At 48.1% G+C, this 18,987-nt stretch carries 15 protein-coding genes; 9 read left to right on the top strand and 6 right to left on the bottom strand.

Annotation, left to right across the window (positions count from 1 at the left end):
- Positions 1-5: 5 nt before the first annotated feature.
- The 3 genes from lysA to B0D95_RS12475 form a co-directional block, all read right to left on the bottom strand.
- Positions 6-1,253: a diaminopimelate decarboxylase gene (gene lysA, locus B0D95_RS12465; protein ID WP_078044190.1), complete on the bottom strand. Its 1,248-nt coding sequence runs from the start codon at positions 1,251-1,253 to the stop codon at positions 6-8.
- A gap of 33 nt (positions 1,254-1,286) precedes the next feature.
- Positions 1,287-1,487: a lipoprotein gene (locus tag B0D95_RS12470; protein ID WP_210403620.1), complete on the bottom strand. Its 201-nt coding sequence runs from the start codon at positions 1,485-1,487 to the stop codon at positions 1,287-1,289.
- 235 nt (positions 1,488-1,722) lie between these two features.
- On the bottom strand, positions 1,723-2,919 hold the full coding sequence (locus B0D95_RS12475) for a sigma 54-interacting transcriptional regulator (RefSeq protein WP_078044192.1): 1,197 nt from the start codon (positions 2,917-2,919) through the stop codon (positions 1,723-1,725).
- A 294-nt stretch (positions 2,920-3,213) separates the two neighbouring features.
- On the opposite strand from B0D95_RS12475, the gene B0D95_RS12480 reads away from it, so the two are divergent.
- Both B0D95_RS12480 and B0D95_RS12485 read left to right on the top strand, forming a co-directional pair.
- Positions 3,214-4,182 carry an FHA domain-containing protein gene (locus B0D95_RS12480; RefSeq protein WP_078044193.1) on the top strand — a complete coding sequence of 323 codons (969 nt, stop codon included), beginning with the start codon at positions 3,214-3,216 and terminating at the stop codon, positions 4,180-4,182.
- A gap of 7 nt (positions 4,183-4,189) precedes the next feature.
- Complete coding sequence (locus tag B0D95_RS12485) at positions 4,190-6,844, top strand: serine/threonine-protein kinase (RefSeq protein ID WP_078044194.1); 2,655 nt, start codon at positions 4,190-4,192, stop codon at positions 6,842-6,844.
- A 2-nt stretch (positions 6,845-6,846) separates the two neighbouring features.
- On the opposite strand, the gene B0D95_RS12490 is transcribed toward B0D95_RS12485, so the two are convergent.
- From B0D95_RS12490 to B0D95_RS12500, 3 genes are all read right to left on the bottom strand, one after another.
- Positions 6,847-7,431: a DP-EP family protein gene (locus tag B0D95_RS12490; protein ID WP_078044195.1), complete on the bottom strand. Its 585-nt coding sequence runs from the start codon at positions 7,429-7,431 to the stop codon at positions 6,847-6,849.
- Positions 7,432-7,605: 174 nt separating this feature from the next.
- The gene (locus B0D95_RS12495) at positions 7,606-9,834 is read right to left on the bottom strand and encodes a TonB-dependent receptor (RefSeq protein WP_078044196.1); all 2,229 of its coding nucleotides are present in this window, start codon (positions 9,832-9,834) and stop codon (positions 7,606-7,608) included.
- Positions 9,835-9,861: 27 nt separating this feature from the next.
- Positions 9,862-11,076, bottom strand: coding sequence for a helix-turn-helix domain-containing protein (locus B0D95_RS12500; RefSeq protein WP_078044197.1), 1,215 nt, complete (start codon positions 11,074-11,076; stop codon positions 9,862-9,864).
- 428 nt (positions 11,077-11,504) lie between these two features.
- On the opposite strand from B0D95_RS12500, the gene B0D95_RS12505 reads away from it, so the two are divergent.
- The 7 genes from B0D95_RS12505 (at position 11,505) to B0D95_RS12535 (ending at position 18,768) form a co-directional block, all read left to right on the top strand.
- Entirely contained in the window at positions 11,505-13,625 is a 2,121-nt protein-coding gene (locus tag B0D95_RS12505) for a carbohydrate-binding protein (RefSeq protein WP_078044198.1), read from the top strand.
- A gap of 240 nt (positions 13,626-13,865) precedes the next feature.
- Entirely contained in the window at positions 13,866-14,366 is a 501-nt protein-coding gene (locus B0D95_RS12510; RefSeq protein WP_078044199.1) for a type VI secretion system amidase effector protein Tae4, read from the top strand.
- Positions 14,363-14,821 carry a type VI secretion system amidase immunity protein Tai4 gene (locus tag B0D95_RS12515; protein WP_078044200.1) on the top strand — a complete coding sequence of 153 codons (459 nt, stop codon included), beginning with the start codon at positions 14,363-14,365 and terminating at the stop codon, positions 14,819-14,821. The genes B0D95_RS12510 and B0D95_RS12515 overlap by 4 nt, the downstream gene beginning before the upstream one ends.
- Before the next feature lie 158 nt (positions 14,822-14,979).
- Positions 14,980-15,849: a GyrI-like domain-containing protein gene (locus B0D95_RS12520; protein ID WP_078044201.1), complete on the top strand. Its 870-nt coding sequence runs from the start codon at positions 14,980-14,982 to the stop codon at positions 15,847-15,849.
- 1,034 nt (positions 15,850-16,883) lie between these two features.
- The gene (locus B0D95_RS12525; protein ID WP_078044202.1) at positions 16,884-17,399 is read left to right on the top strand and encodes a hypothetical protein; all 516 of its coding nucleotides are present in this window, start codon (positions 16,884-16,886) and stop codon (positions 17,397-17,399) included.
- Between the two features lie 314 nt (positions 17,400-17,713).
- A complete protein-coding gene (locus B0D95_RS12530; RefSeq protein ID WP_078044203.1) occupies positions 17,714-18,304 on the top strand; it encodes a hypothetical protein in 591 nt (196 codons plus the stop codon).
- Positions 18,301-18,768, top strand: coding sequence for a Fic family protein (locus tag B0D95_RS12535; protein ID WP_246841598.1), 468 nt, complete (start codon positions 18,301-18,303; stop codon positions 18,766-18,768). Before B0D95_RS12530 ends, B0D95_RS12535 begins: the two co-directional genes overlap by 4 nt.
- The last annotated feature ends 219 nt before the right edge of the window (positions 18,769-18,987 follow it).

Genomic DNA, 18,987 nt, shown 5'->3' on the forward strand with positions numbered 1-18,987 from the left:
GCAAATTACTCAGGCAACAAGTGCTCGCCACGAATCATATCGTCAAAGGTTTCGCGCGCGCGCGCCAAATGCATTTGATCGCCGTCGACAAGGATTTCCGCCGCACGGCCGCGCGTGTTGTAGTTGGAACTCATGCTGAAACCATAGGCGCCAGCGGACATAACCGCCAGTAAATCACCCGCCTCAATGGCCAGGTCGCGATCTTTACCAAGGAAATCGCCAGTTTCACAAATCGGGCCGACCAGATCCCATTTCTTTACTTCACCAGCGTGAGGCTTCACCGGGCGGATGTCTTGCCACGCCTGATACAAGGACGGGCGAATATTGTCATTCATAGCAGCGTCGATCACTGCGAAATTTTTGTGCTCGGTGGGCTTCAGGAACATCACCTTGGTGAGCAGCACGCCCGAGTTTGCCGAAATGGAACGACCTGGTTCAAACATCAAGGCTAATTTGCGATCACCCAATTTGGTTTTGATGGCCGCCATGTAGTCGGCAACAGGCGGTGGGGTTTCATTGCGATAGGTAACACCCAAGCCGCCACCCAAATCCAGGTGGGAAATAGTAATGCCGCTTGCCGCAAGCTCATCGACCAATAACAACAGGCGGTCGAGTGCATCCAAAAATGGTGTTAACTGGGTGAGCTGGGAGCCTATGTGGCAATCCAACCCTTTAATCGCCAAGCTCGGCAATTGTGCAGCGCGCGCGTAAACCGCCGGTGCGCGCTCGATGGCAATACCGAATTTATTTTCTTTCAAACCAGTGGAGATATAGGGATGGGTATTGGCATCTACATCCGGGTTTACGCGCAGCGATACATTGGCCACTTTGCCTTTTTGTGCTGCCACATCGGCCAACAATTCCAGCTCCGCTTCCGATTCGACATTGAAACAGAAAATGCCAACATCCAGTGCGCGCGCCATTTCTTCCACGCTTTTACCCACACCGGAAAATACGATGCGCGATGGTTGGCCGCCAGCGCGTAATACCCGCTCCAATTCACCACCGGAGACTATGTCAAACCCAGCGCCGAGTTTGGCGAGCATATTTAAAATGGCGAGGTTGGAGTTGGCCTTGATGGCATAACAAATCATGCCGGGATGCGAACCCAACGCCTGCGCATAGGATAAATATTGTTGGGTAAACGCCGCGCGGCTATAGACATAACAAGGCGTACCAAAGCGCTCGGCAACGGCGCTCAGCGGGGTATCTTCAACGTAGAGTTCGCCGTGGCGTTCAGTGAAATGCTGCATAAGAAATCTCAATCTGGAAAACGGTAGGACAAATTAGGACGGATCGGTACCGGGTGCTACAGATGTAGACGCGGGCGCGCTCGCCGGTGCAGACGATGCCGGTTTGGCCGCCGGTGCGGCGTCAGGCTGGGGCTTAGATTGTTGTTGCGGTAAATACAGCGGACCTTTTTGCCCACAAGCGGCAATACCACCCGCCATGATTGCCACAGCGCAGAAGATTACTGCGCTTTTCATAACCACTCGCGTACTTTTCATAACCACCCGCGCATTTTGCATAACCACCGTCCGATAAGACCCCACGCCTGACGCACGAACAGGACGCCAAGGCGCACCGGGTTCAAATAACACAGGAGTGGGATAACGAGTCAGGATAAAGACGGGGCAGTATAACCCTGCACCCTCAGCCCCACAACAAAACACCGTAGGCTGAGACAGCAGGAGGGATTAATCAGAAAAGAAAAAGCAGGAGTTACAGCAGCGCGCGCAATTCGTCAGCCGTGACCAAACCGCCTTGGTTGCGCATCGCCACTTGCTTGAGCAGATTTTTCAGGCCGTCTACGTTAGCGGTAAATTCGTGGGTCTCGAGTAATTGCCAAGCGCAATCCTGCAAGTCCACATCGCCCGCCAAGGCAAACTCGGCAATAAAAAACTGCACCAAATCGTGCAGATCTTCGCGGCGTTCTGCCAGTGTTGGCAATGGCAGCGATTGCACAAAATGCATCATCCAGCCCAAGCCAATCGCCACCGGGTCAATTGCCGCACTACTCAAACTGAACACCAGCGAGAGCGATGTGCCACTGCGGGTGGCCGCCATCCACTGCAAGCAAAAATGGCGCAGTGCCAGCATATCCTTGGCTGAAAGCGCATCAATACTGCGCAAAAACAAGGTGCCACCGGTGGCGCAACTGCGCAGTGATTGCAAAATGGCAGTGGCGGTTCCCTCTTCCCATTCGCGACAATCTGACTCAATAAAAGGAGCCGTTTCACTGCATGCGATATCGTGAAAGCGGCGCGCCGCTATAATTTTGCCGGTGCCTTTATCAGCGCGCAGCAATACGGGCGACTTCCTTTTGGCCAATTGATCGATCCGTTGATCCAACTGGCGCAATATTGAACTGTTGCCGACCCAAAAACTTTGGTCGCCATACCAGTGAATAGAGCGATAACGAGACTGATAGCGACTGATAACACGCACAATCTCTTCAATCACCAAAGACAACTCATGCTTGACTGTCGCATCGGCCACGTGCACACCGGGCGCCATTTGCACCACCAGATAACCCAGGCGCTGGGACTCGTTGTCCGGGGTTTTGAAATTGACCGGTAAACTCAATGCAGCCTCTGCATCAAATCCTTGAAAGGGAGAGGCGTTTGCCTCCTGGGTAGAAATAATAAATTCCTCGGCACCACCGGAGGCGGCAACAAATAAATCGCGCACGTCGTCGGCCAACAACAAATGGCGATAGCCTTGATGGTTAAGGCAGCGCAGAGTGACCGCCGCCTGCTCCAAACCAAGGCGTGTTGCGGCAGAACGCAGAATCATTTTGGTCAGCGCAATAAAACTTTTATTGACAGGAACCCAACGCGGAACAGACGATTGATTAAACTTGCGTGTTGGGCGAACCCGGCTTTTATAACTGCTAACGGCCTGAAAGAGGGCGATCATAGCGATATTCTCATAACTCACACGGACGATAACTGGGAAAACATCGGCATCTTGTGGCAATCTATAGCCATCGGACGTTACTGACCATTACACGGAATTACATGCAGAACTGGCGCACGCCGGCTAAACCTATAAAAAGACCCAGGTGTTAGCTAAACAAAACACCGGTTCGGCCGATTACTCACGGCCCGGCAAGGAATCAGCGGCATAGGTAGACCCCGAATACAATCGCCATTGCTAGATACATTGGCCCCAAACCCTGATCAGAAAAACAAGAGTTAACCCGGACCCACTATGGCTTATTTGTTGGATGTCGCTGCAGAGGCCTATTTTCCTCTCGCCCCTCATCACACCTTTGGCAGGCTCGCCAATAGTGTGGACACCCATATCGATAAACCCTACGTCTCCAAGTTACATGCCGCGATTGAATGGAACGGAGAACACTGGCGCATTAAAAATCTCGGCCTCAACGGCACCTGGATCAATGGCATCGCCATGGCGCAGGGCGAGACCCGCGAGCTGGCGGTGCACGATGAAATTGTGCTGGCCGCCCAAAATGACCCCTGTTTTCGGGTAATAGATTTACGCGCCCCCAGCGATATGCTCTGGCCGCTCAACCGCGACCTGGAGACTACCCCGCCGCTCTACCTCTCGCGCTACCATTTGCTGCCCGATGGCGATGCACCGGAAATCGCCCTGTATTACGATGAACAGGCTCAGCAGTGGTATCGCGAAGCCATTGATCAACACACTGAACCCCAAGCCCTAAATGATGGTGATCTGGTGCAGTTTGCATCCGGCCATTGGCAGTTTGTGCGCGCACAAATTTACGGCCCCACTGAAGTCAAAAGTGCACGCCACATTAACGACTTTGAGTTTGTGTTTAACATGAGCCTGGATGAAGAGACCACCCAGCTGGAATTGCACCAACAGCAAGTGCTGGATTTAGCGGTACGCACCCATCACTATTTGTTATTGCAACTGGCAAGACACCGCTGCGAAGACGCGGCGCGCGGGTTGGATAGCAAAAGCCAGGGCTGGGTATACGCCGAGCAACTGGCCGCCGAACTGGGGCTGGACAGCACCCACATGAACATCCAGATTTTCCGCGCGCGCAAACAATTGGCCGATGTACTACCCGATGCTCTCGGTCAGCAATGCCTGTTGGAGCGTCGCGGTGGAAAAATTCGTTTTGGCTGCGAGAAATTTAAAATCTATAAAGGCGACCAACTCACCGCCGCCTCTAGCCTGAAGGATTGCTGATCGCCTTATGGACAGCATCCCACAGCCCACCACCCCTGCCTATATCGGGCACTACCACTTGCTGGAACCTATTGGTCGCGGCGGTATGGGCTTGGTATTTCGCGCACGGGACACCCGCCTGGAACGGGAAGTGGCGATTAAATGTTTGCGCACGGAATTGTTTGAAGCCCATTACATCGAGCGCTTTAAACGCGAGGCCTTGCTGCTCGCCAAATTAAATCATCCGAATATTGTGCAGATTTACGATTTTATCGAAGCGCCCGACCAACTGGCGCTGGTGATGGAATTGGTGGACGGCCAAAACCTGCAAACCTATTTGCGCGAGCACATAGTGCCCATGTCGCAGCGTTTGCACTGGCTCACCCAAATTGCTGAAGGCTTGGCCATCGCCCACGATGCAGGCATTATTCACCGCGATTTAAAAGCCGAAAATATTCTGATCAACAAACGCGGCCAATCCAAAATTACCGATTTGGGTATCGCCAAATCCCAGGACTTTAACGCCACCCTCACCGACCATGTGGCGGGCAGCTATTGCTCCATGTCGCCTGAGCAGGCGATGGGTGAAGACATCAGTTTCAAAAGCGATTTATTTTCGCTCGGTATTTTGGCTTACCAACTATTGTGCGGCGCCCATCCTTTTGGCGACACCGGCAACAAGCTGCAAATTATGCAGCGCATTATTTCGCACCCGCCCACGCCGCCACATCAACACAACCCGGACTTACCCACTGAGTTTGTGGATTTGCTGGGGCAGTTATTATCCAAAGACCCGAACAAGCGCCCGGATAATACCCACTGGGTAGCAGCGCAGTTTAAAAAACTCAGCGCGATGAATGTGCACGACAATATTGCCAGCGATGACACCCAAGCACTGGCAATGCCACAACCCAATATTGCTCGCAGTGCGCGCACGCAGGATCATCCTACGTTTGAAACGCGCTTTGTTGCAGTTGCAGCCCCCAAAATATCTTTATGGAAAAAACTTAAAGGCTACATCGCCGCCAATAAAATTGTCGTGGGCTCCGCAGCACTGAGTGTATTGATGATTACCGGTGTGATTGTGTGGCAATTGCAACCCAAACCGCCCAAGTATGTCGCGGTGATTCCACCCAAGTTGACAGCAGAGGGAATGCAGGAGTCGCAGCAGGAGCTGGTGAAAGGCGCAGTTTATGATGCGATTCAGCAGAGTGTGATCCAGTTGGATGGGTATTATTTAATACCACAGGAAGAAATTGCGAATGTTAATGGCAGTAATGAAGATATTCGCAAAGCAACAGTAGCGGATGAACTAATTACATCGGATATAAAATGTAGAATTGAGACTTGTGCGATTACGCTGACACGCCTAGAACCTGAAACCCAAAAAGAAAGCAGTCGGCTACGCGTACGCGACGCTAGAAACATTGATGTTTTAGCTGACAGATACATATCAGTAATGGAAACCGCACAGAATACAGTAGGAACACTTTACTCGACAAAAATCATATCCCAACCAAGCATTCCTGAGCATGCTTACAAAGCATTTCTTGAGTCAACGCAACAATACCGAAACTCAGGTGCAAGCTTAGAACTATTAAAAAAAATAGATGGACTGCCGAGCGCAATCAAAGAAACACCAACCACAAGTACACTATACAAGGACATAAGCTTAGATCTATTCTACGACACAAATAACGAGGAATACTTAGATCGGCTAGAAACATACAACAAGCAGCACTCTACCCGCACCAACACTACAGCTCTGCACAACCAATTTTATTTAGATATAGCCAGGGGAGACTTTAATTCTGCAAAAAATACAATTAAAAAAATAGAAGAAAAAGATGGCAATAAGCTCGCACTAAACGATCTCCATGCATACATGGAAATGGTAAAAAATAACTATGAAATGGCAATATACTTTTACAAAAACTCACTAAAGGTAAAAAAAACAGCCAATAGCTTGTACAATATTGCAAATGCATACAGGTATCAGGGAAACAGCGACCAAGCACTAAAATACGCAACAGAAGCACTTTCGTTATCGCCAAAATTATATCAAGCCAATAGCTTGCTGGGGGTGATCGCCTTAATGAACGGGGAAATTGAAAAAGCAATTACCTCATTTGAATCAGCCGTAGCGCAAAACCCTCAAGACATAAGCAACATAAATAATCTTGGCTTATGCAATCTTCTTAAGAAAAATTATTCTGCTGCAACGAAAAATTTTACCGACGCCCTAAGCCTGAGCCCTAACAACACTACATTCTTATTAAACTTGGCAGACTCAGAGAACTTGAAAGGAAACAATGAAAAATCAAAACAAATATATGCATCAATAATATCGACCTCGGAAGGCGCGCAAAAAAACCGCGACCACCTAAGAAATCTCGCTCAAGCATATGCACATACTAATAATTTTTCAAAATCTTTTTCTACACTACAAGAACTAGAAAGGTTAGATTCACAAAACATAGAAACAACATACACTGCAGCACTGGTTCATGCGCTCGCAAAAAATACAAAATCCTCCATATTCAATGTGGAAAACAGCTTGAAAAATGGGATGAATGGAGTGTGGTTCAGGTTCCCGTGGTTTGATTCACTCTGTACCGACACTCAATTCAAAAAACTATTAGCGCAATATGGGGAACCCAATAGGTGCCCCCATAAACTTTAAAGTTACAGTGGCCGTCTTGTAGCAATACCTGGATCCTGAGACTCATAGATGGTAACAACACCAGTATATTGATTAGTCAAGGACGCAACAAAGCCAAAAGGAATATACTCAGCACTATTTTCTAATGCCTGAACATAGACAATCATCGTATAACCATTATCGATAATATCCACAATCACATCATTATCTGGATCGCTATCAGCGTTATCTGTTGCAACTCCCCCCAAAGCAAAACGCCAAGTTCCGCCAGAAGCAGGGTTTTGTTTAATTTTAATCACTAATATCGCGCGTTCAAATTGACGATTCAGTGCTGATGGGTTCAGCTCAAACCCCACAACCAGATTTTCAATATCAACCGTGCTGCCTTCCTCTGTAAAAATCCAGTCGCCCGGTGCTGCTGCCGTGCTTTTAGCAGGCATCAAGTCAAATGTTTTAATAACTTGACCGTTCAGCGGTACATTGATTACCAAATCAGTCGCCGTCAGTTTTTTTCCGGACTTTTTGGCTTTTGCGGGTTTAATGGCGACCTTTTTTACCGCCTTTTTGTCCGCTTTTTTTTCATCGGCTTTCTTTTTTTCTGCTGCCATCTTCAATATTTCCTATCCATTAAGTGTGTGAAAATCCCTAGGTGGTTGGTGCAATCAAATTTATTTAATTGCACCATCACTCTCTTCCCGGAAAATGACTGAATTGTTGCTAATACACCCAACTAGCATAGAACAGTTTTTCTATTTAGCCGAATGACGCTAGCGAAACTGCTATTAATATTGATATGTCACCGACATGCCAACCGTGCGCGGGCGAGTAACATACTCAAACTGCCCTTGGTCACCGTAAAAATCATTAAAAAGACCACCGGTAATACCACGGGTATTTTCAATATTATTTACAAAGGCACCCACACGCCAATTACGCAGTGTTACACCAACGCGTACATTAGCCGTGTTGTAGCTAGCCAATTGTTGGTAGTTAGAAAAGTTTTCATTGAGCGCGGTATACACCTCACCCATGCGGTTGAAGCTCAAGCTACCATCCCATTCAACGCTACCTATAGCTTGCAGATAGTCCAGCGCCACGCTGAACTGGGTGCGGGGTGAACCGGGTAAGCGGTCACCATCAAATGCAGAAATTGCTTCTACTGTTTCCGTCAGTTCGGCGTCGGTATAGGTATAAGTGCTGCGCAGGCTAAAGGCACTGCTGAGTTGGGCATTAAGTTCTAGTTCAATACCCTGGGAACGTGCTTCGCCCGCATTCGCGGTAATGGAACGACCATCATTTTCAGCCGTGGTTTGCACTTGAATATCATCCCACTCGGTAGAGAAAACAGCGGCGTTTACTTTCAGCTGTTGATTAAACCAATCGCTACGCAAACCCAGTTCAACGCTGGTAGCTTTGTCTGGTGCATAGAAGCGATTGGTTGTGACATCGGGTGGAGTAAGGTTGGCCCCTCCACGACGATAACCTTCAGCGACTAAGGCGTAAATATTCAGATTTTCCGTAAATTTATAGCGGCTGCCCAATTTACCGAGAGTATCGTTGGTCTTGTCATCACCACTCTCGCAGCTTGGTGTGCCATCTGAAGGAAAGTAGGTAAGACAAACTTCCAATTTATCGTCGTAATTAAAATAACGAGCACCGGCGCTCACTTCCCACTGAGGAGTTATATCGTAAGCCACTTCACCATAGGCGGAATATTCATCCAGTGTTTCTGTTTGCGTAGCGAGATATTCCAAATCGCCAGGTAATTCTTCACCCAAAAATTCACCGAAACCGGGCGTATAGTCCCCCGTGTAAACATCCAGATCATCGCGACTGAAAAAACCACCGACTAGCCAGCGTAAGCGCTGATTACTGTCAGAGACCAACCGCAACTCGGCACTATCTTTCACTACATCTACCGTGCTGGCGTTGTAGGCAGAAAGGTCTTCATAGAGGTTGTAATAGGTATAGTCGGGGTCAAAACTAATATACAAATCCGTCTGATCTTTACGCTCGCTATGCGCATAATCATAGCGATTCACACTCGCCGTCAGCGTGGCAAAGTCCATATCGTAAGTGGCGTCGATGCTTGCCAGTTGCAGTTCGCCTTCCATGGGTTGCAGGTAGCGGCTGGAGGCGGTGTAGTTATCACCAGTAAAACTTGCATTCGCCGCTTGGCGATCGCCCACATTGATTTTTTGATAGTGATAGCTGCTGTTGAGCGAGAAATTATCGCTCGCTTGCCACAACAAACTAACGCGCGCCTGCTTGGTTTGATCGTCGTTGATATCGTCTTGTGCGCCGCTGAGCAGGTAGGGATTATCGATAAACCCGGCATTATCCGTTTTACCGAGCAGCAAGCGCAGGCCGAGGGTGTTGTCGATGAGCGGGGTGTTTACCACCAGATCGGTGTCGTAACTTAAATCGTCACTGTGTTTGGTTTGCGACACTTCTGCGGTAGCGCTGACCGACTGTTTGGTTAAGTCTGGCTTGGCAGTCACGTAGCGAATTAAACCGCCGACAGAGGCATTGCCGTAGAGTGTGCCCTGCGGGCCGCGCACAACTTCTATTTGCTGCAAATCTTTCAGGCTGAAGGATGGCGGGACGAAGTAGCCTTGCAGGGGAATATTATCGACATAACTGGCTACCAGCGAGCCATCCCCCCCCAAGTCATTGGGGCCGATCTCATCCATGCGCAAACCGCGAATAATCAAGCCGGTCGGGTTGCGCGGGCCGGCGTCCACAATATTTAAACCCGGTATTTGCGTGGCGATGTCGCCAATACTTTTTACGCCTTGAAAATTATTGACCACACTCACCGCGCCGGAAAAATCCTGCAGGCGTTGATCGCGCTTGGCAGCGGTGACTATCACCTCTTCTACAGCAGATGCTTGTGCCGCCCAGGTGGGCAGGCTCATGAATGGCAGGAGTGCGCACGCAAGCGCCAGCGGCGTTTTGTTACCTCGACACGGGCGTGATGGCTTCTTGTGGCGTGTGTTGCTGTTGATCATTCCAGTCTAGCTCCAGTAGTGAAATTATTAAGACTCTGTCGCCACCACTTGCGGGTTTTGGCGATACTCAGACGGTGTTTTCCCTACCAGTTTTTTAAAGAAGGTATTAAATACCGATTTACTGTTAAACCCCACTTCCAGGTAAATGTCGGTGATGGTTTTGTCCTTATTGGCCGGATCGAGCAGGCGCTTTTGCACTTCTTCAATCCGGTAGCCGTTGATGAATTCGTAAAAATTTAAATTGAAATGCCGGTTAATAATCATGGATAAATCTTTGGCCGGTATCGACAGGCTTTCGGCGAGCATATCCAGGGTGAGATCCGGATTGAGATAGGTTTTCTGGCTGCGCATAATGCTGTCGATTTTGTCGGCGTAATCCGGGTTGAGCAATTTTTCCTGCGCCGATTTTTTGGTCGTTTCGCGGCTGTCCTTGCCGTCTTTTTGCCGCACGGCTTCAAAATTACTGAAGTAGCGCATGCTGGTGAATACCAGGGTGCACACCAGCACAAACAGCGCGTAATAACCGCTCAGGCCTATGTACTCAATCACGTTGCCACTGGGGTGCGGGGCGCGGAAGTCGTAGCCGGTAGAAAAGCCAATCACTTTGGAGAGCGACAAAAACGCTTCCATGGCCGTCACCACCAAGAACCCCATCACCAGAATCTTGAGCCAGAGGATGTCCACCTTCTCTATATTGGAGTGGGTGTTCTTGAGTATGCCTTTGTATTTATAAATCAGCAAAAAGCCTGCCACACAATAGGCTACGCGCAGGAATTTGCACATAAAATCCATGCCGATGTAGCCAAAACTGTAAACAAAGGTTTCGTCGTTGACCCATTCCAGCCGCGTATCGGCAGGGAAGCGGTAAAAGGCCAACACCATGAAAATGCCAAACAAGATGAGAGGAATCAGGTGCAAATAGTCCCTGGGGCGCAGGTGGAAATCGCGGAAGACGAGGGACTTAACATAAAAATAGAGCAGTACTGCATCGAGATAATAAGCTGAACCGCCAATGAAATAGATGCCAGGCGCATGCTCTCGCACCTGCAGTTTGAACTCGGCCCCCCAGAGCACCAGTTCATGCAGGGGAATAAAGGCGTGGGCAATCAGGAAGGCAGCCAGGAAATAATTGCTGATGTTGTTGGGTGGATTGGTAGCAATTAAAAGCAGCGCAAAAAAACCGCAGAGCATGGCGGTCATGAGCAAAATGACATCGTGAAAATTGAATACAACAAAATCCATAAGAACTCCCCGAATACTTTTTTTATTGTGACGCCTTTGTTGTGGTTGATGGCGCCTTGGTTTTGTTACGGGGGATACTATAGAAACTGAATCCGCTGAGCCAGTACAAATCCACCGCCCGTGTGAAGTGGCACCGGCATGCCGACTATAGCCACCCACAGCAATAATCACCCCCAACGCCCGCTATTTTTGTGCCCGAGCCCCCACTGTTCACATGAGGATGTGCACCGGGTTCGAGCAGTTTTTGCTTGCTCGAACGGGTTCGCTTTACTTTTTTTTGCACGCCGGCCCGCTCTCGAACGACAGGGTGATGGCACTCGCCCAAAGTGGGACAGACGAAGCCCAGCGCATAAGAACAAGGGAAAGCAGTAACGCGGAACCAGGCTCTCGTACTCTGTGATAACAATAACTTCGACAGGTACTAACCCATGAAACCATCAGCAATTCGCCATTTGTCCCACAAATGGTTCGTGCTCGCACTGGGCGCTTCCAGTGTATTGTTCAGTCATCTCGGCAGCGCGCAAGTGAATGTGCCCGCTACTATCCAGGCAGAAGCTTACAGCCATATGAATGGCGTCCAGTTGGAGAACACCAGCGATACCGGCGGCGGGCAAAACGTCGGCTGGATTGATGCCAATGACTGGATGGCCTACAGCAACAGTCCAGTCAATATCCCTACCACCGGCGCCTACGACATTGAATACCGTGTCGCCAGCGCGACGGGCGGTGGCAACATCACCTTTGAAGAAGCAGGCGGCACTCCGGCTTACGGCAGCATCGCACTCCCCAATACCGGCGGCTGGCAAAACTGGACGACCGTGAGCCAACGCGTGACCCTCAGTGCCGGTGTGCATCGCTTTGGTATCAAGGTCAACAGCGGCGGTTTTAACCTGAACTGGTTCCGTATTGTTCCGGTGCAAACACAAAGCTGGACACCGCTGCCCTCCATCAAACAGAGCGGCCACCTCTGGGTGAATGCCAACACCAATCAACGGGTGGATTTACGCGGCACCAATCTGGGCAACTGGTTGATCCAGGAATTCTGGATGATGGGCGAACTCATCAACCACAGCGGCGGCAAGGTGAATGACCAATGCACCCTGGAGTCGGTGCTCTCCCAACGCTTTGGCAATGGTGAGAAGGAGCGCTTGATGAAGGTGTTCCGCGACAATTACATCACCACCCGCGACTTTGACATGATGAAAGCCATGGGTATGAATGTGGTGCGCATCCCCTTCCTGTACAGCTTGATCGAAGACGAATACAACCCCTACACCCTGCGCAGTGATGCCTGGCAATACCTGGATTGGGCGATCAATGAAGCGGAAAAACGCGGCATGTACACCATCCTCGATTTGCACGGCACCGTGGGCGGGCAAGCGGCCGCTGGCGAGCAGCACGACGGTTGTGTAGGACCTGCCCAACTCTGGACCAATGCCAACTACTGGGACAGAACCAAATGGCTGTGGGACATGATCGCCCAGCGTTATAACGGCCGCAGCGCCGTCGCCGCTTACGACCTGCTCAATGAACCCTGGGGCACCGACGCCACCACCCTCGCCAACCGCTCCTATGAGCTGTTTAACGTGGTGCGCGCCAAAGACCCAACTCGCATCATTCTATTGCCCGGCCACAACAGCGGCATCGATGCCTACGGCAACCCTAACAGCCGCGGCCTGACCAATGTATCCACCTGGATGCACTTCTATCCCGGCCTCTGGGGTTGGAACGACACCGCCGCTTACGGCGCCGGTCAAGCCAACATGTACGCCAATTGGCTGCACTGTAACCCCAACGGCCAAGGCGAAAGCTGCGACTGGCGCAACAAAATCACCAACTTGCAAACACCATTCCTGGTCGGTGAATTCCAACCCTGGACACTGCTGGGCAGCTATGGCGGCCAAATGACCCGCAAAGCCTATGACATCTACAACAGCTACGGCTGGGCTGCTACCAACTGGGCCTGGAAAACCACCTCCAGCGGCGGCTCCAATGGCGATACCAGTGGTTGGAATTGGGGCATGGTCACCAACAGCAGCAATGGCGGCGGCATGAGCGGTATTAATGTCAGCACCGCCAGCACCAGCCAAATCGAAAACTGGTTCCGTCAATTCTCCACCCAACCTTTGGTGCGCAATGAAAGCATCGCCTACTGGATGAACTGGAAAGCGCAAGTTGGCCAACGCATCGAAGCGGAAATGTTCAAGGATCACAGCGGCATTCGCATGGAAACCACCACTGATGCCGGTGGCGGCTTCAACGCTGCCAGTACCGACGACAACGACTGGATGAGCTACCCCATCAATATTCCCACCACCGGCAGCTACACCCTGCAAGTGCGCGTGGCGTCACCCTACAACGGCGGCGTACTGGTACTGAGCAGAAACGGCACAGATCTGGGCACCATCAACGTACCCAACACTGGCGGCTGGCAAAACTGGCAGACGGTATCCACCACCGTCTACCTCACCGCCGGTCAACAAGACCTGGCCATTTATGTGCGCAAAGGAGGTTGGAATATCAACTGGTTCCAGTTGAACCCGCTGTAATTGTTTAACCAAGTGTTTTCTCTCTAGCCCTATTGCTAAAGCAGTTAATTAGCAATAGTTCTTTCGCCGATGCAGCAATGCATCGGCTTTTTTGTTTTATGTTCAGGCAAAAAAACAAAAAGGATCTCGACGTAAAACGTGAACTGCGGCAGCCATACCAGCGTTGGTTTAATGCAGAATTTGCAGGCTCTTATATACCTTTTAGCAACAACCCATAAACGCAGAAAAGGAAGATCGCAAATGAAAAAACCATTGTTTATATCCGCTTGGGCGGCATCTCAAAGAATATATTCCACCACAAATCCCTCTGCTCACGTCGCCAAAATGATTGGCGGTTACGTCGAAAAAAACATTAACAATCCAAATCCTTCACAACGCTGGGGGAATACCTGTGCGGTTCGAATGAGCTACATATTGAACCAGTCGGGTGTTATCATCCCGCGAATCCCAGGCCAAACCGTTTCAGGTTCAGATAAACGGCAATATTTCTTTAGGGTAGTAAATTTAATTAAATTCCTTGAACAAATATGGGGTAAAGCTGAGATTGTTAAATACCCGCCGTCTGGTGGTGGCGAACTGGCAGGAAAAAAGGGTGTTATTCTATTTGAAGTGGCAGGCTGGAGTGATGCCCAAGGTCACGCCACCATTTTTAATGGTGTTTCATGTTATGACCAATGTTATTTCAATGAACCTGGCGCAAATTATCGTACAGAAAAAGCAAACTTCTGGAGCCTGTCATGAGCAAGAATCTGATTTTTTATTCAGCGCTATCAATTGCACTGGCAGCATGCAGCACACAAGCCGAAAGCGACAAAAAAGATTCGCCACAAGCCAGCACTCGCAACTACTTACAGAATTATAAAGATATGGTATTGGCCGAATGTGTTGCGACAGCTTATAGAAATGACACCAACGCCACCAAAGATGCAGGCAGTAGCGTAAGCGCCTTACGGGACTGGAGCTACTATGATTTTGAGCAGAGTATTGATGCGACTAGCCAACTGATCAGTGATTATCTCGCTCGCGATTATCGCAACCCACTGGTGGAAACTGAAATCAAAAACGTAAAATTTGACTTCCTCAAGTGTCTGGATCTCTACCATAGTAATGATTTGGAAAAATTGGCTAAACAAGTGGTGATCAATCCAGACCATTCTTACCATCAGGATCAAATCAAACCATCCAAAGAAAAATAACTGCACGATAGCACTATACAGGCTGGGCGTTCTATCCAGCCTATCACCCCAATTTTTACCCCTCAACGTTTAAATGATTAATACTGAGCAATCTCAATCAGGACAAGGCACGCGAAAAACTCGCATTATGCGCTGCACCTGAAGAATGAAGGATTGGCATGCGTAATAACCCCACAAACCACTACGACAAACGTATCGCTCGTGTTTGCGAATACATTAATCAGAACCTCAATCAGGATTTAACGCTTGAGCGAATGAGTGATGTTGCCGCTTTTTCCAAATACCATTTTCATCGGGTATTTGTGGCCTACACAGGCATGAGTGTGACGCGCTTTATTCAGTTGACCCGACTGAAAAGAGCCTCGTATCGATTAGCGTTTGAAAATGAAAAACGGATTATTGATATCGCACTGGAAGCCGGTTTTGAAAGCCCCGAAGCATTTGCGCGCGCCTTCAAAAGAACCTTCGACCAATCACCTTCCGACTTCAGGGCGGAACCGCAATGGCCCGAATGGCATTTGCGGTTTCAATTTCAGCCAAAGTCTTATGGAACCATGCCCATGAACGTCAAGGTTATTCAATTTGAACCCACCAAGGTTGCTTTACTGGAACACTTGGGGGCACCAGAAAAAGTATTAGAGACAGCCGCCACATTTATCGCATGGCGCAAAGCCACAGGTCTCTCGCCGGTCAAAACCAGTAAAACCTTCGGCATCCCTTATAGCGATCCCAAAACCACGGAGCCAGACAAATTTCGTTGGGATGTATGCGGCACTATCGACACCGATGTCCCGGAAAATGATTACGGCGTAAAAACAAGCCTAATCCCCGGCGGCAAATGCGCCGTTATTCGCCACACCGGAAGCCACGATAATCTGGACACCAGTATTTACGCGTTTTATCGCGAATGGCTGCCCAACAGCGGCGAAGAAATTCGCGACTACCCCTGCTTTTTCCACTACATCAATTTCATTCACGAAGTCGACGAATGCGATCTGCTTACCGATATTTATTTCCCGCTAAAATAAACATCACCCCTTGGCTCACCAGAACCAAGGGGTGATCCCCAACCAAAATGCATTGCACACATCGTAATAAGCTGTAATATTATTCCTCATAGCAAACCGCCTACCCTACCCTATGCGGTTCCCGTCACAGGAATGACCACAGCAGTAAGCACCACAAGGAAATGTATTACGGATTTTGGATACACGACTTGGCTGCTATGGATTACGGATATTAAAAGCACTGCTCCTTCCCCACTCCAAACACCCTCGCTCGTTTTTTTGCTTGCCTTTGCTGTATAACTGCACAATTAATTCGGAGTGATAGTTAACCCTTTGATTTAGCACGAACTAAATCGACTGAAGATTCATCTACTTTTGGAGTTATACAGCACCACACCAAATTAGTTGGAATAACGTTCTGTGGGTTATATAGTTGGTGCAATTTAATAAACTGTTACGAGGGCAGGAAAAAGTAAATTGAATCTTAAAATTGTTTTGGCGTTGCTCGTTATTGCGCTGCTAGTTACATTGAGTATTTTGTATTTTCCCATTGGAATGGCTATGTTCGTTATTGGAAATTTACTAATTGTTTTTTCAGTAATTCGAATAAGGTTAAAAAGTCACGGTGTTTCAAGCTTAATGGATCCTGTAATTGGTATGACCCAAAAGCTATCATTAAGTAAGCATCCTGCCACTTTTATTGGTTTAATATTATCTGTTTCTTTTTTGGTTGGTTTAATACTAAAATTCTGCTTTGTGCTAATCGTGTCATAACAAGGCGTAGCCGTTGTACGCGGTGTTACAAAGAGCAATAGTTTTAAAGCTACTGCTTCGGAAACTTTGGTTAGTGTTCTTTTACAAAAAGTTTTTGCTTTTCGTTAAGCTGAGCAAAAACCGTATTTCGTAACAAAGCATTGCACCAGACGAATTGTAAGTAGCGCTTATGCAATATCGCTGCGCGAAGTTTATCGCAACGCGCTACTTACAATTCGCAGGTGAACGCAACGTTATGCTGTAAAAAAACAAAGCTCCACAATAAATAAGGTATAAATAGCATGGAATATATCGCGATCTTGGAAAAGTTCTTCTTACAAAACCTCTTTGGAGTGCTTTTACTCGGGGCTTTAGGTAGTATTTTAGGGGTTGGTATACTGTCTGTTGGGCGTCGTCTCATTCGCTTTTTGTCGGAACATAAAGAGTATTTCTATTTGAGAATATTGTATAAATTCATATTTGTTCCATATGAAATAGGCTCTAATTTTACAAAATTAATATCACCCTCAAATGACGCAAAATATATTATTTATTACATCGCTCAATTGATTGAAGTTTTAATTCTGTTTTTTATTTCTCTTTCTCTCTTTATTGTTGGATCTTTTATAATTTTATTGCATGGTATTGAAAAGCCATATTTATTGAGCTTTATTGCGTCAATATTTTTCCTGACATTTTTTGGCTGGTTTAATTTATTGGTTCGTTGCGTAGGCTTTTTAAGTAGAGAGCATCATGACTTAATGAAAAAAATAAAAAGCGAACAGCCAAAAAGCTTTAAAGAATATCTTGAGCAATAGAATGCGTAACAAGCGACTGTGGTAAAAAATCGGTTGATTCGGCATCAAAATCATTCTTCTCTCTTGCTGGGCAATCTGCCGCCAAGGTCCGCAATTGGCCGAACTGCGAAGTTCGGTCATTTGCTTTACCGCTCTAATTGTCAATTTTAAAGTTATCGTTTTTTATAGATTGATCACATGAGGGTTTTAAATCGCAATCAGAAACAATGTCATGTTGCGGTTCGTTCCTCACCAGCAACCTACAGTAAGTGCCAACGTAGGCTCTTGACCAATATCTAACAATAAAAACCAAATCCAAAACACAGGATGTACTTATGCAAGACAACATTTACGCCGCACCAGAAGCAAACCTTGTCGATACTGAAGCAGGTGCAGTAAACCACGCTTTTTACGTGGTATCGCTGGTGAAATTTTTTACTTTGTTCTTTTTTACGCTGGGCTTGTATGGCGTGTATTGGCATTACAAGAACTGGACGCTATATAAGGCTGCGTACAATGACCACAAACCTATACCGGTTATGCGGGCGATATTTTCAGTGTTTTTTACCCACTCATTATTTTCCGCGATTGACAGGCGCATTACAGATACGGACAAGGATTTCAAATGGAATGCTAGTGCCTGGGCGGCGATAGGGGTAACTGCGCTTGTGGTTTCCAATATTATTGACCGGATTCCTGCAGCGGGCGCCATGGGGGAGCTCTTTGCATTTATGCCAATACCACTAACACTGGTTTATGGACTGGCGCTACTCAAAGCGCAGCGCGCTATTAACGTGAGCTGTAATGACACGCAGGGGAAATCCAACCGGGCGATTACCTGGGCAAATTGCATTTGGATATTTTTGGGCGCAATTCTTTTTACGCTGGCATTACTGGGCGTTTTTCTACCGGGAGATGAAGTTTGATTCTTGGCCGTTCGGGCGGCTCAGGCATTTACCAAGGACAGCAATTGGTGCATATGACACCGCAGCCCAGCCAAGTGGCGCGGCTTATGGAAAACCTGTTTCATTGGCTGGAAACCACCGAGGCGCATCCACTCATTGCATCCAGCGCGCTTCATTACGAGTTTGAATTTATCCACCCGTTTTCCGACGGCAACGGGCATATGGGGCGGCTGTGGCAAACACTGATTCTTAGCCGCTGGCAGCCCCTGCTGGCTTACTTACTGGTAGAAACGCGGATAGCAAAACGGATAAACACCGAAGCCAAAACTCTGGATTTGCTCCGCTCGCGTCCAGATCCAGGCTTGCCTGATGTGACAACCTCTATTGGAAAATCACTAGGTGCGGCAGCCAAGCTTAAAACTGAAGAGCGATTGATATACGGGATCAAAAAAGAATGGCAAATGTGGAGTTTTGCCCTGAAATAACTCGACCTTTACTCCTCCATCAGATCAAGCCAATGCAGCAATACTTAGGCTTTTTTGTTTGCGCTTTAGATAACAGGCTGTAATATTGGCGACGTCAAAAACAACATATCGCTTATTTATATGCGAGAAAAATACTCCAGATGCTAATTACTGGCTGTTAACGAATACAAATTCGGCAACAGTGTTTTGATTTTTCGGCTGTAGCCGTTTCATAAGTGT

The organism is Cellvibrio sp. PSBB023 (assembly GCF_002007605.1).
Lineage (GTDB): Bacteria > Pseudomonadota > Gammaproteobacteria > Pseudomonadales > Cellvibrionaceae > Cellvibrio.

What these genes read in the sequence shown, in the direction of transcription:
- B0D95_RS12510 (WP_078044199.1), top strand. Translation starts at nt 13,866, where the DNA reads ATGAAAAAACCATTGTTTATATCCGCTTGGGCGGCATCTCAAAGAATA.
- B0D95_RS12480 (WP_078044193.1), top strand. Translation starts at nt 3,214, where the DNA reads ATGGCTTATTTGTTGGATGTCGCTGCAGAGGCCTATTTTCCTCTCGCC.
- B0D95_RS12530 (WP_078044203.1), top strand. Translation starts at nt 17,714, where the DNA reads ATGCAAGACAACATTTACGCCGCACCAGAAGCAAACCTTGTCGATACT.
- B0D95_RS12470 (WP_210403620.1), bottom strand. Translation starts at nt 1,487, where the DNA reads ATGAAAAGCGCAGTAATCTTCTGCGCTGTGGCAATCATGGCGGGTGGT.
- B0D95_RS12495 (WP_078044196.1), bottom strand. Translation starts at nt 9,834, where the DNA reads ATGATCAACAGCAACACACGCCACAAGAAGCCATCACGCCCGTGTCGA.
- lysA (WP_078044190.1), bottom strand. Translation starts at nt 1,253, where the DNA reads ATGCAGCATTTCACTGAACGCCACGGCGAACTCTACGTTGAAGATACC.
- B0D95_RS12505 (WP_078044198.1), top strand. Translation starts at nt 11,505, where the DNA reads ATGAAACCATCAGCAATTCGCCATTTGTCCCACAAATGGTTCGTGCTC.
- B0D95_RS12520 (WP_078044201.1), top strand. Translation starts at nt 14,980, where the DNA reads ATGCGTAATAACCCCACAAACCACTACGACAAACGTATCGCTCGTGTT.
- B0D95_RS12515 (WP_078044200.1), top strand. Translation starts at nt 14,363, where the DNA reads ATGAGCAAGAATCTGATTTTTTATTCAGCGCTATCAATTGCACTGGCA.
- B0D95_RS12475 (WP_078044192.1), bottom strand. Translation starts at nt 2,919, where the DNA reads ATGATCGCCCTCTTTCAGGCCGTTAGCAGTTATAAAAGCCGGGTTCGC.
- B0D95_RS12485 (WP_078044194.1), top strand. Translation starts at nt 4,190, where the DNA reads ATGGACAGCATCCCACAGCCCACCACCCCTGCCTATATCGGGCACTAC.
- B0D95_RS12525 (WP_078044202.1), top strand. Translation starts at nt 16,884, where the DNA reads ATGGAATATATCGCGATCTTGGAAAAGTTCTTCTTACAAAACCTCTTT.
- B0D95_RS12490 (WP_078044195.1), bottom strand. Translation starts at nt 7,431, where the DNA reads ATGGCAGCAGAAAAAAAGAAAGCCGATGAAAAAAAAGCGGACAAAAAG.
- B0D95_RS12500 (WP_078044197.1), bottom strand. Translation starts at nt 11,076, where the DNA reads ATGGATTTTGTTGTATTCAATTTTCACGATGTCATTTTGCTCATGACC.